Source organism: Rhodococcus aerolatus (genome assembly GCF_054783215.1).
Genome location: NZ_BAAGQZ010000054.1, coordinates 14,540 through 29,090 on the forward strand (window position 1 = coordinate 14,540; position 14,551 = coordinate 29,090).

At 75.4% G+C, this 14,551-nt stretch carries 16 protein-coding genes; 8 read left to right on the top strand and 8 right to left on the bottom strand.

The genetic code is table 11. From position 1 onward, the window contains the following. Nucleotides 1-21 precede the first annotated feature (21 nt). Together ACYVOF_RS19455 and ACYVOF_RS19460 are read left to right on the top strand one after the other, a co-directional pair. A complete protein-coding gene (locus ACYVOF_RS19455) occupies nucleotides 22-627 on the top strand; it encodes a helix-turn-helix domain-containing protein (protein WP_460869473.1) in 606 nt (201 codons plus the stop codon). Further along, entirely contained in the window at nucleotides 611-1,342 is a 732-nt protein-coding gene (locus ACYVOF_RS19460; RefSeq protein WP_460869475.1) for a mycothiol-dependent nitroreductase Rv2466c family protein, read from the top strand. The genes ACYVOF_RS19455 and ACYVOF_RS19460 overlap by 17 nt, the downstream gene beginning before the upstream one ends. Nucleotides 1,343-1,348: 6 nt before the next feature. Here the strand turns inward: ACYVOF_RS19460 and ACYVOF_RS19465 are convergent, their stop codons facing one another. Next, nucleotides 1,349-1,840: a methylated-DNA--[protein]-cysteine S-methyltransferase gene (locus ACYVOF_RS19465; RefSeq protein WP_460869477.1), complete on the bottom strand. Its 492-nt coding sequence runs from the start codon at nucleotides 1,838-1,840 to the stop codon at nucleotides 1,349-1,351. 26 nt (nucleotides 1,841-1,866) lie between these two features. On the opposite strand from ACYVOF_RS19465, the gene lhgO reads away from it, so the two are divergent. From lhgO to ACYVOF_RS19480, 3 genes are all read left to right on the top strand, one after another. Further along, entirely contained in the window at nucleotides 1,867-3,060 is a 1,194-nt protein-coding gene (lhgO, locus tag ACYVOF_RS19470) for an L-2-hydroxyglutarate oxidase (protein WP_460869479.1), read from the top strand. 90 nt (nucleotides 3,061-3,150) lie between these two features. Then, nucleotides 3,151-4,527 carry an NAD-dependent succinate-semialdehyde dehydrogenase gene (locus tag ACYVOF_RS19475; protein ID WP_460869482.1) on the top strand — a complete coding sequence of 459 codons (1,377 nt, stop codon included), beginning with the start codon at nucleotides 3,151-3,153 and terminating at the stop codon, nucleotides 4,525-4,527. A gap of 96 nt (nucleotides 4,528-4,623) precedes the next feature. After that, nucleotides 4,624-5,682, top strand: coding sequence for a DUF3558 family protein (locus tag ACYVOF_RS19480; protein WP_460869484.1), 1,059 nt, complete (start codon nucleotides 4,624-4,626; stop codon nucleotides 5,680-5,682). 7 nt (nucleotides 5,683-5,689) lie between these two features. On the opposite strand, the gene ACYVOF_RS19485 is transcribed toward ACYVOF_RS19480, so the two are convergent. Continuing rightward, nucleotides 5,690-6,040 (bottom strand): DoxX family protein, encoded by a 351-nt coding sequence (locus ACYVOF_RS19485; RefSeq protein WP_460869486.1) that lies wholly within the window; start codon nucleotides 6,038-6,040, stop codon nucleotides 5,690-5,692. A 111-nt stretch (nucleotides 6,041-6,151) separates the two neighbouring features. On the opposite strand from ACYVOF_RS19485, the gene ACYVOF_RS19490 reads away from it, so the two are divergent. Continuing rightward, nucleotides 6,152-6,526 carry a winged helix-turn-helix transcriptional regulator gene (locus ACYVOF_RS19490; RefSeq protein WP_460869488.1) on the top strand — a complete coding sequence of 125 codons (375 nt, stop codon included), beginning with the start codon at nucleotides 6,152-6,154 and terminating at the stop codon, nucleotides 6,524-6,526. Between the two features lie 52 nt (nucleotides 6,527-6,578). On the opposite strand, the gene ACYVOF_RS19495 is transcribed toward ACYVOF_RS19490, so the two are convergent. Both ACYVOF_RS19495 and ACYVOF_RS19500 read right to left on the bottom strand, forming a co-directional pair. Further along, on the bottom strand, nucleotides 6,579-7,196 hold the full coding sequence (locus ACYVOF_RS19495; protein WP_460869490.1) for a malonic semialdehyde reductase: 618 nt from the start codon (nucleotides 7,194-7,196) through the stop codon (nucleotides 6,579-6,581). A 79-nt stretch (nucleotides 7,197-7,275) separates the two neighbouring features. Next, nucleotides 7,276-7,485, bottom strand: coding sequence for a dodecin (locus ACYVOF_RS19500; protein ID WP_460869492.1), 210 nt, complete (start codon nucleotides 7,483-7,485; stop codon nucleotides 7,276-7,278). Between the two features lie 88 nt (nucleotides 7,486-7,573). Here ACYVOF_RS19500 and ACYVOF_RS19505 point away from each other — a divergent pair, with 88 nt between their 5' ends. Beyond that, the gene (locus ACYVOF_RS19505) at nucleotides 7,574-8,776 is read left to right on the top strand and encodes a cysteine desulfurase-like protein (RefSeq protein WP_460869494.1); all 1,203 of its coding nucleotides are present in this window, start codon (nucleotides 7,574-7,576) and stop codon (nucleotides 8,774-8,776) included. Then, a complete protein-coding gene (locus tag ACYVOF_RS19510) occupies nucleotides 8,773-9,534 on the top strand; it encodes an SDR family NAD(P)-dependent oxidoreductase (RefSeq protein WP_460869496.1) in 762 nt (253 codons plus the stop codon). The genes ACYVOF_RS19505 and ACYVOF_RS19510 overlap by 4 nt, the downstream gene beginning before the upstream one ends. A gap of 12 nt (nucleotides 9,535-9,546) precedes the next feature. On the opposite strand, the gene ACYVOF_RS19515 is transcribed toward ACYVOF_RS19510, so the two are convergent. From ACYVOF_RS19515 to ACYVOF_RS19530, 4 genes are all read right to left on the bottom strand, one after another. Then, on the bottom strand, nucleotides 9,547-11,331 hold the full coding sequence (locus ACYVOF_RS19515; RefSeq protein ID WP_460869497.1) for a TerD family protein: 1,785 nt from the start codon (nucleotides 11,329-11,331) through the stop codon (nucleotides 9,547-9,549). A 66-nt stretch (nucleotides 11,332-11,397) separates the two neighbouring features. Beyond that, on the bottom strand, nucleotides 11,398-12,654 hold the full coding sequence (locus ACYVOF_RS19520) for an HNH endonuclease signature motif containing protein (RefSeq protein ID WP_460869499.1): 1,257 nt from the start codon (nucleotides 12,652-12,654) through the stop codon (nucleotides 11,398-11,400). Between the two features lie 193 nt (nucleotides 12,655-12,847). Further along, on the bottom strand, nucleotides 12,848-13,600 hold the full coding sequence (locus ACYVOF_RS19525) for an SDR family oxidoreductase (RefSeq protein WP_460869567.1): 753 nt from the start codon (nucleotides 13,598-13,600) through the stop codon (nucleotides 12,848-12,850). 2 nt (nucleotides 13,601-13,602) lie between these two features. Further along, nucleotides 13,603-14,544 (bottom strand): quinone oxidoreductase family protein, encoded by a 942-nt coding sequence (locus ACYVOF_RS19530; RefSeq protein WP_460869500.1) that lies wholly within the window; start codon nucleotides 14,542-14,544, stop codon nucleotides 13,603-13,605. Between the last annotated feature and the right edge of the window lie 7 nt (nucleotides 14,545-14,551).

Genomic DNA, 14,551 nt, shown 5'->3' on the forward strand with positions numbered 1-14,551 from the left:
CCGGAACGGCAAACTAGCCGAGTGGACGACGACGTGCTGGCGGCCGTGGGGCCGAGGCTGCGGGCCCTGCGCACCGAGCGGGGGGCCACCCTGGCCGAGCTGGCCGAGGCCACCGGCATCTCGGTGAGCACGCTGAGCCGGCTCGAGTCCGGCGGGCGCAAGCCGACCCTGGAGCTGCTGCTGCCGCTGTCCCGGGCGCACCAGGTGCCGCTCGACGAGCTGGTCGACGCGCCGCCGACGGGTGACCCGCGGCTGCACCCCCGCCCGGTGGTGCGCCACGGGCTGACGTTCCTGCCGCTGACCCGGCGCCCGGGCGGGCTGCAGGCCTACAAGATCGTCTACCCGGCGCGGTGGCCCAACGGTGCGGGTGCGGAGCCCGACCTGCGCACCCACGAGGGGTACGAGTGGCTCTACGTGCTCAACGGGCGGTTGCGCCTGCTGCTCGGCGAGCAGGACCTGGTGCTGCTGCCCGGGGAGGCCGTCGAGTTCGACACCCACGTCCCGCACTGGCTGGGCAACCCGTTCGACACCCCGGCCGAGGCGCTGGCGCTGTTCGGCAAGCAGGGCGAGCGGGCCCACGTGCGGGCGGCGCCGCGCCCGGCGGGCGAGGATGGGGACCATGGCTGACATCACCTTCTACTTCGACCCGGTGTGCCCCTTCGCGTGGATGACGTCGAAGTGGGTGCGCACGGTCCAGGCCCAGCGCGACTACACCGTGGAGTGGCGCTTCATCTCGCTGCGCCAGCTCAACGCGCACGTCGACTACGACGCGCAGTTCCCGCCGGACTACGAGGCCGGGCACACCGCCGGGCTGAAGCTGCTGCGGGTGGCGGCGCGGGTGCGCGCGGAGCACGGCGTCGACGCGGTGGGCGACTTCTACGCCGCGGCCGGGGCCCACGTGTTCGACGTCGACCCGGACGAGGCGGCGCTCGAGGACAAGGAGCACCGCGGCAGCCCCGAGTTCGCGGGGGCGATCCTGCGCGACGCCGGCCTGCCCACCGAGCTGTCCGACGCGCTCGAGGACGACTCCTGGGACGCGGAGATCCAGGCGTCGACGGACGAGGCGCTCTCGCTGACCGGCAACGACGTCGGCACCCCGATCATCCACTTCGAGCCGCCGGAGGGCGTCGCCTTCTTCGGCCCCGTCATCAGCCGGCTGCCGTCCGAGGCGCAGGCCGTCGAGCTGTGGGACCACGTCGTGGGCCTCGCACGCTTCCCCGGGTTCGCGGAGATGAAGCGGTCGCTGCGCGAGCTGCCGCAGCTGCGCGGGCTGGGCGTGGCGCCCGACGAGGTCGGGGTCAGCGAGGACTGGCACGGCGGCAGCCGCCGCCAGCACAAGTAGCGCCGGTCAGAAGAGGCGCGCGGCGGCGGGCTGCTCCAGGTCGAGCAGGGCACGCTTCGTCGCCACCCCGCCCGCGTACCCCGTCAGGCTGCCGTCGGCCCCGACGACCCGGTGGCACGGCACGACGATGCTGATCGGGTTGCGGCCGTTGGCGGTGCCCACGGCCTGGGCCGCCCCCGGGTCCCCCAGCGCGCGCGCCAGGTCGCCGTAGGTGCGGGTCTCGCCGTGGGGGATGGCACGCAGCAGCTCCCACACCCGCAGGTCGAACGGCGTCCCCACCGGGGCCAGGTCGAGCGTGAACACGGTGCGCTCCCCCGCGAAGTAATCGGCGAGCTGCGCGGCGACGTGCGCCGCGGCCGCGTCGTCGCGGACCCCCAGGTCCACCGAGGCGCGGCGGCGGTGCTGGGCCATCCACAGCCCGACGAGGGCCTCGCCGTCGAGCAGCACGGTCAGCGGGCCCACGGGCGAGTCGAGCACGGCGTGCGTCGGGTGGGCCACGGCCCCGATCGTGCCACGATGGGCCCGTGGCCGACTGGGACTTCTGCGTGGTCGGCGGCGGCATCGTCGGCCTGGCCACGGCGCGGGCGCTGCAGGCCCGCCGCCCGGGCGCGTCCGTGCTCGTGCTGGAGAAGGAGACCGGCCTGGCCGTCCACCAGACCGGGCACAACAGCGGGGTGATCCACTCCGGGCTGTACTACGAGCCGGGCAGCCTGAAGGCCCGGCTGTGCGTCGCCGGGGCGCGGGCGACGAAGGAGTTCTGCGCCGAGCACGCCATCCCGGTGCGCGAGCTGGGCAAGCTCGTCGTGGCGACCGACGCGGCCGAGGCCTCGCGGCTGGGCGCCCTCGCCGAGCGCGGCGCGGCGAACGGGGTGCGCACCGAGCCGCTCACCGCGGCGCAGCTGCGCGAGTGGGAGCCGGCCGTGGCGGGGGTGGCCGCGCTGCACGTCCCGGTCACGGCCAGCGTCGACTACGGGGCCGTCACCCGGGCCCTGCGCACCGACCTCGAGCACGGCGGCGGTCGCGTCGAGACCGGGGTCGCGGTCACCGGCCTCGACGAGCGCACCACCGAGGTCGTCGTCCGGGCCGGGGAGCGGTCGTGGACGGCCGGGCACCTCGTGGTCTGCGCCGGGCTGCAGGCCGACCGGCTCGCCAGGGCCGCCGGGGTGCGGACCGCGGCGCGGGTGGTGCCGTTCCGCGGCGAGTACTACCGGCTGCCGGAGCACCGGGCGGGCATCGTGTCCCGGCTGGTCTACCCGGTGCCGGACCCGTCGCTGCCGTTCCTGGGCGTGCACCTGACCCCGATGGTGGACGGCAGCACCACCGTCGGGCCCAACGCCGTGCTCGGCCTGGCCCGCGAGGGCTATCGCAAGGGCTCGGTCGACGCCCGGGACGTGCGCGAGATCCTCGGCTTCCCGGGCTTCTGGCGGGTGGCGCGCACCCACTGGCGCACCGGGGTCCGGGAGGTGCGGGGCTCGGCGTCGCGGCGGGCCTACCTGGCCGCGGCCCGGCGGTACTGCCCGGGCCTCGAGCTCGACGACCTGCTGCCGCAGGAGGCGGGCATCCGCGCGCAGGCGGTGCTGCCCGACGGGACGCTGGTGCACGACTTCCTGCTCGAGCGCACCCCCCGCAGCGTGCACGTGCTCAACGCGCCGTCGCCCGCGGCCACGTCCGCGCTGCCCATCGGCGAGGCCGTCGCCGACCGGCTGCTCGCGGCCTGACCCGCCCCCGGACCGAGCAGCCGGGCGCCGCACCAGGCAGGGTGGTGGTGATCACGTCGCACGACGCACACCCACGAGAGGAGCTCATCGATGAGCGAGTACCAGGTCGTCAACCCCGCCACGGGCGAGGTGGAGCGCGAGTACCCGACCGCCACGGACGAGCAGGTGTCGGACGTGCTGGCCCGCTCCGACGCGGCCTACCGCTCCTGGCGGCAGACGTCGAAGCAGGAGCGCACCGACCTGCTCAACAAGGTCGCGGACCTCTACGACGAGCGCAAGGTGGAGCTGGCCGAGATCATCGGCCGCGAGATGGGCAAGCCCACCAAGGAGGCCCTCGGCGAGCTGTGGCTGGTCTCCAGCATCTACCGCTACTACGCCGAGCAGGGCCCCGGCTTCCTCGCCGACGAGACCCTGTCCCCCGCGGCCGGCGGCACCGCCGTCATCCGCAAGGACCCGGTCGGCGCGCTGCTGGGGATCATGCCGTGGAACTTCCCCTACTACCAGGTGGCCCGGTTCGCGGCCCCGAACCTGATGATCGGCAACACGATCATCCTCAAGCACGCCCCGCAGTGCCCGGAGTCCGCGGCCGCCATCGAGCAGCTGTTCCACGACGCGGGACTGCCCGAGGACGCCTACCTCAACGTGTACGCGACCAACGACCAGGCCGCGACGATGATCGGCGACCCCCGCGTCGCCGGGGTCTCGGTGACCGGCTCGGAGCGGGCCGGCTCGGCCGTCGCCGCCATCGCGGGCCAGCACCTCAAGAAGTGCATCCTCGAGCTGGGCGGCTCGGACGCGTTCATCCTGCTCGACGCCGAGGACATGTCGCAGGCCGTGAAGATGGCCGTGCAGGGCCGGATGGGCAACGCGGGCCAGGCCTGCAACGCGGCCAAGCGGTTCATCGTCCTCGCCGACGTGTACGACGAGTTCGTCGAGCACTTCACCGCGGCCATGGGCTCGCTCACCCCGGGCAACCCGTCGGCCGAGGGCACCGACTTCGGCCCGCTGAGCTCGGAGGGCGCGGCGTCGACGCTGATGTCGCAGCTCGAGGACGCCAAGGACAAGGGCGCGACCGTGCGCACCGGCGGCAACCGGGTCGACGGCCCGGGCGCCTTCGTCGAGGCGACCGTGCTCACCGACGTCACCCCGGACATGCGGGCCTACTCCGAGGAGCTGTTCGGCCCCGCCGCGGTGGTCTACAAGGTGGCCGACGTCGGCGAGGCCGTGGAGCTGGCCAACAGCTCGGCGTTCGGCCTGGGCGGGGTGGTGTGGAGCGCGGACACCGCCAAGGCGCAGGACGTGGCCAGCATGCTCGACACCGGCATGGTGTGGATCAACAGCGCGCAGGGCAGCTGGGCGGACCTGCCGTTCGGCGGGACCAAGCGCTCCGGCGTCGGGCGTGAGCTCGGCCCCTACGGGATCGACGAGTTCGTCAACAAGAAGCTGATCTACACCCCGAAGGGCTGAGCCCCCGGCCGAGCCCCCGGCTCGGCACCGGCCGACGACCCCCGGATCGCGACGATCCGGGGGTCGTCCGCTGTCCGGTCTGCCAGGATCGTCCGCGTGCGCGCTCCCGTGAAGCTCCTGCCGCCCCGTCCACCGCGCCGGTCCACCACCCGGGCCGCCGCCGTGCTGCTGGCCCTCGCCGCCGCCGGGTGCAGCTCGACGGTGGACGGTGCGGCCACCCCCGTCGACGCGGGCGGTGCGGTGCCGCCCGGCCCGGTGGTCTACGGCGTCACCATCGGCGACGAGGCCCGCGCCCGCTTCGACCGCTTCGCCGACATGCGGACGTGGGACCCGTGCGCGCTGCTCGACCCGACGGTCCTGCAGGGCCTCGGCGAGGTCGAGTCGCAGACCTCGCGCACCGACTTCGACACCTGCTACGCCTACGCCACCCCGCCCGGGGCCGGGCGTCTCGACGAGTGGCGGGTGCGCCTCGAGCTGGACCCGTCCTTCTCCGACTACCGGCGCGAGGACGCGCCCACGCGCTCCATCGCGGGCACGCAGGTGCTGGTGCTGACGTCGTCCTCCTCGCCCGGGGAGTGCGACCTGGGCGTGCCGGTCGACGACGAGCGGGTGGTGGACCTGTCGGTCGACTGGTCCGGCTCGGGCCCGGCGCCCGCGCCCCCGTGCGACGCGGCGACGTCGCTGGTCGAGGCGATGGTGCCGATGCTGGCGAACCCGGTGCGCCGCGCGGAGGGTCGCTACCCGGTGGCGACCCCCATCGCGACGGCGGACCCGTGCGCGCCGATCGCCAGCTACACCGCGGAGGGCCGCGCGGTGCAGTGGGACATCGACGACGGCACCCTCACCCGCTGCACCTTCTCCCTCGGCAACGGCCGGGACGCCGCCGACCTCGACGTCGAGACCGGGGTCGAGTACACCGACTCCAGCCCGGGCCCCGACGAGACCCCGAGGACCATCGGCGGGTTCGACGCCACCGAGCGCGCGTCGACCTCGGGCAGCTCCTGCACCACGACCGTCCGGGGCCGCACGGAGGTGCCCGAGGGCGGCCGCGTGGAGTCCTCCACCGTCGTCGAGTCGATCACCGCGCGGGCCGACGACTGCACCCAGGCCAGCGACCTGGCCGAGCGGGCCGTGGCGACGATCGGCCTGCGCTGAGCCCGGCTCAGAGGGTGACGACGCGCAGCACGAGCACGACCAGCGACAGCACCGCGAGCCCGCCGGCGGGAGCGAGGTTGCCGGTGTCGTCAGCCCGGACGTGCGCGCCGGCGGCCAGGGCGAAGTAGGCGAGCACACCGACGGCGGCGACGACGCCGATCCACCCGACGAACAGCCCGACGACGAGGCCGAGCGCACCGACGATCTCGATCCCGGCCAGCACCGGGACCTGCTTGTCCTGCACGCCCACGCCGCGCAGGGTGGTCATGATCTGCTGCGACCGCGTCAGCTTGCCCGCGGCGGAGCCGGCCAGGGCGACGGTGAGCAGCAGGGCGAGGACGGCGGTGACGACGAACACGGGGTCTCCCGGGGTGGCGGTGGTCCGGTCGGCGGGCAGTGCTCGCCCGGCCGGTGTCGCTCGCTTTTCCAGAGCGACGCGGGCGAGGCTAGCACTGGGTAGCATGATCAGATGAGCGTCGACGAGGGTGTCGTGCCCGGGCCCGCCGACCGCGACCCACGGGCGTGCGACGGCGCCCTCGAGCGGGCGTTCGGCTTCCTCGGCAAGCGGTGGAACGGGGTGCTGCTGGCGACGTTGCTGGCGGGGCCGCTGGGCTTCGCCGACCTGCGCCGCGCCGTCGCGGGCATCAGCGACTCCGTGCTCTCCGAGCGGCTCTCCGAGCTGGGCCGGGCCGGCCTGGTGGTACGCCGGGTCGACCCGGGCCCGCCGGTGGCCGTGGCCTACTCGCTGACCGGCGCCGGGCACGCCCTGCTGCCGTCGATCGAGGCGCTGACGGCCTGGTCGCGCGCCCACCTGCCCGAGCAGGGTTGCCCGGCGCCGGCCTGACGTCGGGCCGGGCAGCACCACGCGCCCGGGCCGGGCGCCCGGGCCCACGCGGTCAGGCCCAGGCCAGCACCTCGTCCTCGGCCAGCCGCGGCATCCGGTCGCGGTAGGCGCCCTCACCGGGGTGGCCGAGGTTGACCACCAGGACGGAGCGCCAGCGGCCGTCGGGGAAGAACTCGGCGTCGAGCGCGTCGGCGTCGAACCCGCCCATCGGGCCGGTGGCCAGGCCCTGCGCCCGGGCCGCGAGGATCAGGTAGGCGGCCTGCAGGGTGGCGTTCGTGCGTGCGGTGGCCAGACGCCCCTCGGTGTCGAGCTCGAGGCCCGCCACCCGGTCGGCCATCGGCGGCATCACGGTGGGGATGAGCTCGTGGAAGCGGGTGTCCATGGCCAGCACGGCGGTGACCGGGGCGGAGGCGGTCTTCTCCCGGTTGCCCTCGGCCATGGCCGGCAGCAGCCGGGCCTTGCCGTCCGGCGTGCGGACGAAGAGCACGCGCAGCGGCTGGAAGTTCGCCGCGGTGGGTGCCCAGCGGGCCAGCTCCCAGACCGCGCGCAGCTCGTCGTCACCCACCGGGGTGTCGGCGAACGTGCCGGCCGTCCGCGCCTCGGTGAACAGGGCGCGGCGACCGGCGTCGTCGAGGGTGGGCAGGGTCGGCAGGTCCAGCACGTCCGTCATGTCGCTCGTTCTCCCGGTGCCGCTCGTGTTTCCGTAGTCGCACGGGTCAACGGAGCGCCCCGGGGAGTCATTCCCGGGCTCAGCTGGTGAGCTTGAAGCCGACCTTGAGGTAGACCTGGAAGTGCGCCACCTGGCCGCCCTCGATGTGCCCCCGGGTCTGGGTGACCTCGAACCAGTCGAGCTCCTCGAGGCTCTCCGAGGCACGGGCTACGCCGGTCTTGATGGCGTCGCTGATGGACTCGGTGGAGGTGCCGACGATCTCGACGACGCGGTAGGTGTTGTCGCTCACGGGGTCCTGCTTCCTGCTCGGGTCTGCGGTCGACCCACGCTAGCGCCCGGCGCCGCGCGGGGCCGGGCGCCCGGGCAGGATCACCGCCGTGGTCTACGACGTCGCGCGCGTGCGCTCCTGGTTCCCCGCCCTCGCCTCCGGCACGGCGTTCTTCGACGGCCCGGGGGGCTCGCAGGTGCCCACCCGGGTGGCCGAGGCGGTGGCCGGCACGCTGACCGCCGGCCTGGCCAACCGCGGCCGGGTCACCGCCGGTGAGCGGGCCGCCGACGCCGTGGTGCTGGCCGCGCGCGACGCCGTGGCCGACCTCACCGGCGGCGAGGCGGGCGGCGTGGTGTTCGGCCGGTCGATGACGGCGCTGACCTACGACCTGGCCCGCACCCTGGCCCGCGGCTGGGGCCCGGGCGACGAGGTGGTGGTGACGCGGCTGGACCACGACGCCAACATCCGGCCGTGGGTGCAGGCGGCCGAGCGTGCCGGGGCGACCGTGCGGTGGGTGGACTTCGACCGCGACACCGCCGAGCTCACCGTCGACGACGTCCGCGCCGTGCTCTCCGAGCGGACGCGGCTGGTCGCGCTCACCGGCGCGTCGAACCTGCTGGGCACGCGCCCGGACGTGGCGGCCGTCGCCGACGCGGTGCACGAGGTCGGCGCGCTGCTGCACCTCGACGCGGTGCACCTGGCCCCGCACGCCCCGCTGGACCTGGTGGCGCTGGGGGCGGACGTGCTGGCCTGCTCGCCGTACAAGTTCTTCGGCCCGCACCTGGGCGTGCAGGTCGCGGCCCCGTCGTTCTGGCAGGCCCTGGCCCCGGACAAGCTGGCGCCGTCGTCCGACGCCGTGCCGGAGCGCTTCGAGCTCGGCACGCTGCCCTACGAGCTGCTGGCGGGGACCACAGCGGCGGTGGACGTCATCGCCGACCTCTCCCCCGACGCGACCGGGACCCGGCGGGAGCGGGTGCTGGCCTCGATGGCGGCGGCGGAGGCGCACGAGGACGCGCTGCTGCGCCGGCTGCTCGACGGGCTGGCGGGGATGGAGCGGGTGACGGTGCACGGCCGGCCCGCGCACCGCACGCCCACCGTGCTGCTGACGGTGGCCGGTCTGACCGGGGCGGAGGTGCACGCCGCGCTGGCCGCGCTGGACGTCAACGCCCCCGCGTCGAGCTTCTACGCCCTCGAGGCGTCGCGGTGGATCGGCCTGGGCGACGCCGGCGGGGTGCGGGCGGGGCTCGCTCCGTACACGTCCGCCGACGACGTGGACCGGCTGCTGGCGGGCCTGGCCGGGATGCTCGCGTGAGGCGGCCGGTCGGGGGTCGCCGGGTGCTGGTGACGGGCGCGTCGCGCGGCATCGGGGCGGCCGTGGCCCGGGCGTTCGCCGCGGTGGGCGACGTGGTGGCGGTGCACTGCGGCCGTGACCTCGACGCCGCCCGGGCGGTGGCTGCGGCCCTGCCCAATGAGGGCCACCTCGTGGTGCGGGCCGATCTCGCCGACCCGGACGCGGTGGCGCGGTGCGTGGCCGAGGCCGTCGACGGCCTGGGCGGGCTCGACGTGCTGGTGAACAACGCGGGGATCTTCACCGCGCACCCGGTGCTGACGTCGACCTACGACGAGTGGCAGCAGGGGTGGGCGTCGACGTTGGGGGTGAACCTGGTCGGGGCGGCGAACGCGACGTTCTGCGCGGTGCCGCACCTCGTCGCTGCCGGGGGCGGAGCCGTGGTCAACGTCGGCAGCCGGGGGGCGTACCGGGGCGAGCCGGAGTGCCCGGGCTACGGCGCGTCCAAGGCGGGGCTGCACGCGATGGGCCAGTCGCTGGCGCTCGCCCTGGCCCCGCAGGGCATCACCGTGGCGTCGGTGGCGCCCGGGTTCGTGGAGACGGACATGGCCGCGGAGCTGCTCGACGGCCCCCGCGGGGACGGCATCCGGGGGCAGTCCCCGTTCGGCCGGGTCGCCCGCGCCGAGGAGGTCGCCGCGGCGGTGCTGTGGCTCGCGTCGCCGGAGGCGTCGTTCTCCTCCGGCGCCGTGCTCGACGTCAACGGCGCGTCCCACCTGCGCTGAGCGCTCCGGCGCCTAGTCGTCGACCTCGACCCCGTGGCGGGTGGCCAGCTCGGCCAGCCCGTCGTCGTACCCCTGCCCCACGACGCGCGCTCGCCACGCGTCTCGCCTGAGGTAGATCTCGGCGAGCACCATCGTGCGCTCGGTGGTCCCGGCGTCCAGCGTTGACGTCAGCTCGCCGCCGACCGCCGAGTCCAGCTGGACCTCGACCGCGCCGACGTCCCCGAAAGCGCGGCCGTCGTTGACGACCGCGGCCACCACGATGCGAGCGCAGTCGGGACGGAGCCGGTCGAGGTCGATGCGCACGCTCTGCTCGCTGGTCCCGTCCTCGGCCAGCTCGACAGCACCGTCCTCGGTGGTCGGTGAGTGGTAGAAGACCAGGTCGTCGTCCGAGCTGACCTGCTCGTCGGCGTCGAGGAGGAGGGCCACGACGTCGATCTCGTCCGTGGCGTCGTCGGACGCTCGCCACGACGCGGTGACGGTGAACGTCCGGAGGTCCCGTGGGAGGTCGACGACCTGGCCGCGGACCAGGACGGGCGGAGCGCCCGTCCCCCTGGCCCGGGCCTGTGCGGGGGGTGCCGCGAGGTCGGGCAGCCGCACCGCGGGAACCCCGTGCTCGCGGGCGCGGGCGACGCGGGCGTCCCGCTCACCGCCCGGGAGCAGCAGGAGGTGCGTGACCGACGCCGTCAGGTTGATGGCGGCCGCGGCGCCCGCCGCGCCCACCTCGTCGCGTGCCGCGCGAGCGTCGGCATGGGTGCCGCCGACGACCAGGACCCGTTGCCCAGCCCACGGCCCGGTCGCTACGGGGGTCGACCGGGGTCTCTCGACGACCGTCACCTCGGTGCCCGCCGGGCGAGGTCCACCGCGGGTGGTGTCCCGGGGCCGGCCCGGCGCGACCGCTGCGAGCAGCGATGACACGAGCGCCTCGGCCACGACCGGCACACCGTCTCGCCGGGCTCGGCGTGCCTTGGCCGTGGTCGCGTGGGGATCGTTGCTCACCAGCAGCGAGGTGTGGCGGCTGACGGAGTTCGCCACGTCCAGGCCTGCCTGCTGGAGCTTCTCCGCGAGCACCTCCCGTCCGCAGGACACCGGCCCGGTGATGACGACGACCATCCCCTGCACCAGGTGGCCTCCCGGCTGCAGGCGGCCGGGGTTCTCCCACGGACACGGCACCCTCACCACACGGGGTGGGCGCGCAGGCGGCTCCGTGCGCCGTCTCACGTCGACGACCGGAAGGGGCATCTCGAGCTCCCCGGCCAGCACGAGGGTCCGGTGGAAGACACCGACGAGCACTCGTGCGTCGTCCTCGGCGTCGTGGGCCCGTCGCCGCTGCACGCCCCAGTGCGCCGCGAGGGTGCCCAGGCGGTAGTCGGCGACGGGCAGGCCGAGGCGCCGGGACAGCGTCAACGTGCACAGCCTGGTGGGTGCCGCGAGGACCGCGCCGCAACGCTGGGCCTCGGCGGAGAGGAAGCCGTGGTCGAAGGCGGCGTTGTGGGCGACCAGCACGCGCCCTTCGAGCAGCTCCTGGACGCGCGGCAGCACGTCGGCGAAGCGGGGGGACCCGGCCAGACGCTGCCGCGTCAGTCCGTGGATGTGCACCGGTCCGGGGTCGCACCCCGGGTCCAGCAGGGTCGTGAACGTCTGCTCGTGTCGACCGTCCCGGTCGAGCGTCATCACGGCGAGGCTGAGGACGCGATCGCCCGCACTGGACACGCCGGACGTCTCGACGTCGACCACCGCCCAGCTGTGACCGGTCCGCGGGAACGGGGGAAGTGCCGGGGTGCGGGAGAACCAAGCCATGGCGTGGCAGTGTGCCAGTCCCGTACGACGGCTTTGACCGATTCCGGGTCGTCCGACCACGACCCCTCACACCGCCGCCGGCACGTCCCGGCGGGCGTGACTGGGTCTCGGTTCTCGGCGGGGGTCGACCCAGGCCGGTGGGGTGAACCACGGGTGCCGGTCCTCGCCGATCGTGACCTCCCAGCCGCGGTGGTGGACCGCCCGGTGGTGGTGCCCGCACAGCAGCGCCAGGTTGTGCAGCGCGGTCACCCCGCCGTCGGCCCAGTGCACGACGTGGTGGGCGTGGGTCCACGAGGACGGCCGCCCGCACCCGGGGAAGGCGCAGCCGCGGTCCCGGGCGACCAGGGCCCGGCGCAGCCCACCGGTGACGAGCCGGGTGGAGCGACCCACGTCCAGCGGGGCGAGCTCGGCGTCGAGGCTCACGGGGGTGACCTCGGCGTCGCAGCACCACCGGCGGGCGGCCGCGTCGCTGACCGCCCCGAGGTGGGCGAGCTGCGGGAGCGGGCGCGAGGGGTCGGCGGCGGCACCGTGCACGAGCCGCTCGGCGTCGACCGTCAGGGTGACGTGCGGCCGCACGCAGCCCTCCGTGCCGAGCCGCCCTCCGCCGAGGGCCCGGGAGGCCAGCTCGACGAGCGCGTCCGCGGCGCGGCGGGGAGAGGTACGGGGGTCGGGCGTGCCGTCCGCCGCCGGGTCCGGGGCGGCCAGCGGGGACAGGGCTGCCAGCACGGCCTCCGCCCCCTCGGTGTCGAGCAGGCCGCTGAGCCGCACCATGCCGTTCACGGGCGCACGGCTGATGCGCAGCTCGCGGCGCTCCACCGCCCGCTCCTCGGCGTCCTCCAGGGAGTCGACCTGCGCGCGGGCCAGCATCTCCAGGCCGGTGCGGCGGACCGCGAGCGGGTCGTCCACGGCGGCGGTGGCGAGCAGCGCCTGCTGGCACGCGTCCCGGGTCTCCCCGGCGTCGTCCACCTCCGGCAGCGCGTCGAGCGCGGCCACCACCTCGCGGGCGTGGTCGACGGAGACCGCCCCGCGGTCCAGCTCGGCCGCCGTGTCGGGCACCCGGGTCAGCGCCCGGGCCAGCTCGACCAGGTTCGCCGAGAGCCCGGTGCTGGTCCGGGTGGCGCCGGCGTACCAGCGGGCGGTGGACGCGGCCCCGGTCGCCGTGCCGGCCCCACGCCGGTCGACGTCGGCCAGCAGGCGGAGCCGAAGTGCCTCGGCCGCCCGGAGGTGGGTGGTGAGCTCGACGACCGCGGAGCGCAGCTCCTCCTCGCCCAGGCGCCACGGCTCGACCCCGCTCGGGTCGGTCAGCGCCTCGACGATCTCCACACCCAGGACACTAGGACGCACCCCCGACAGTTCCTGCTGCCCAACGCGTTCGAGGACGGTCGCATCGCAGGAAGTGGGCGAAACGCGGCCCGGGACGGCGATCAAACGCGCGAAGTGGGCGAAGCGCGAGGAGGGGCGGCGTGCAGCCGCGGGACGTGGGCGAAACGCGGGGAGGGCGGCCGGTGCGACCGTCCTAGCGGGATTGCTCCGTGGGGCGGACGAGGATCTCGTTGACCGCGGTGGTGGCGCGGCGCGAGGCCATGTAGACGACCGCGTCCGCGATCTCCTCGGCCTCCAGCACCAGGTGCGCCTCGGTCGGCAGCTCCCCGGTCGGGCCGCCGCCCTCGGTCAGCTCGGTGCGCACCAGGCCGGGCTCGACGAGCCCCACCCGCACGTGCGCCTCGGCGAGCTCCTGGCGCAGCGAGTCGCTGAACGCGCCCACGGCGTGCTTGGTGGCGGCGTAGACGTTGTTCACCGGGGACGTCCGCCGGCCCGCGACGGAGCTGACGGTGACCACGTCGGCCACCCCGCGCGGGCCCTGCGCCGCGGCCAGCAGGTGCGGCAGCGCGGCGTGGGTGGTGGTGAGCACGCCCAAGACGTTGACCTCGACCATCCGGCGCCAGTCTTCGAGCGCGGCGTCGCGGGCCCGCCCGAAGCGGCCCCAGCCGGCGTTGTTCACCAGCACGTCGAGCGAGCCGGCCTGCTCGACGACGGCGTCGAGCGCCGCGCGCACCCCGTCGGCGTCGGTGACGTCGACCTGCTCGACGAGCACCGTGGCCCCGCCGTCGCGCAGCGAGCCCGCCAGGGCGTCCAGCCGGTCCCGCCGGCGGGCGAGCAGGGCGACGGTCGCGCCCTGCTCGGCCGCGGCGTGCGCCGTCGCCTCACCGATGCCGCTGGAGGCACCGGTGACGACGACGGTCGCGCCGGCCAGCCCAGAGGCCGCCAGGCTCACGAGAAGTCGAGCACGATCCGGCCCCGCACCCCGCCGCCGGCGAGGAGGCGGTGGGCGTCGGCGGCCTGCTCGGCCGGGAACACCTGGGCCACCCGCAGCGTCAGCACGCCGTCCTCGACTTGCTGGCGCAGCCGGTCGAGCTCCTCGGTCCGGTCGACCGCGCTGAACACCCACACCGGGTGCACCGAGATGCCGCGGTCGGCCGGGCCGTCCCAGCCGCGGATGGTGGCCAGTGCGCCGCCGTCCTTGATGGCGGCCAGGGTGGCCTCGGTCTGCACGGAGCCGTCGGCGAGGCCGTCGACGCCGTCGGGGACCACGGCCCGGATGTTCGCGGCCACGTCGTCCCCGCGACGGACCACCTCGTCGGCGCCGAGCGAGCGCACGAGCTCCTCGTCCTCCTCCGACGAGTCGGCGACCACGCGCAGCCCGTCGGCCTTGGCCAGCTGCACGACGTAGCCGCCGAAGGACCCGGCCGCGCCGGTGACGGCGATGGTGCCGCCGGCGGGCACGGCGAGGGCGTCGATCGCGAGGCGGGCGGTGAGGGCGTTCATCAGCAGGGTGGACGCGGCGGCGTCGTCGGCCCCGGCCGGCGCGGGCACCACCTGCTCGGCGGGGAGCACGATCTCGTCGCGGTAGGCACCCCCGGTCTCGGTGCGCGGCGACACGATGGCCACGACCCGGTCCCCCTCAGCGAGCCGGTCGACCCCGGCCCCGACGGCGCTGACGACACCCGCGGCGTCCATGCCGGGGATGAACGGACCCTCCGGCGTGTCCTGGCCCTGGTGGTAGGCCCCGCGGATGTAGGCGGTGTCGGTGGGGTTGACGGTGGCCGCGAGCACCCGCACCTTCACCTGGCCCACCCCGGGCTCCGTCTGGGGCAGGTCGAGCACCTGCAGGTCGTTCTCGTCTCCGAACTCGGTCACTCCGATGGCACGCATGCTTCGC

What these genes read in the sequence shown, in the direction of transcription:
- ACYVOF_RS19475 (WP_460869482.1), top strand. Translation starts at nt 3,151, where the DNA reads ATGAGCGAGTACCAGGTCGTCAACCCCGCCACGGGCGAGGTGGAGCGC.
- ACYVOF_RS19460 (WP_460869475.1), top strand. Translation starts at nt 611, where the DNA reads ATGGGGACCATGGCTGACATCACCTTCTACTTCGACCCGGTGTGCCCC.
- ACYVOF_RS19495 (WP_460869490.1), bottom strand. Translation starts at nt 7,196, where the DNA reads ATGACGGACGTGCTGGACCTGCCGACCCTGCCCACCCTCGACGACGCC.
- ACYVOF_RS19515 (WP_460869497.1), bottom strand. Translation starts at nt 11,331, where the DNA reads ATGGCTTGGTTCTCCCGCACCCCGGCACTTCCCCCGTTCCCGCGGACC.
- ACYVOF_RS19490 (WP_460869488.1), top strand. Translation starts at nt 6,152, where the DNA reads ATGAGCGTCGACGAGGGTGTCGTGCCCGGGCCCGCCGACCGCGACCCA.
- ACYVOF_RS19530 (WP_460869500.1), bottom strand. Translation starts at nt 14,544, where the DNA reads ATGCGTGCCATCGGAGTGACCGAGTTCGGAGACGAGAACGACCTGCAG.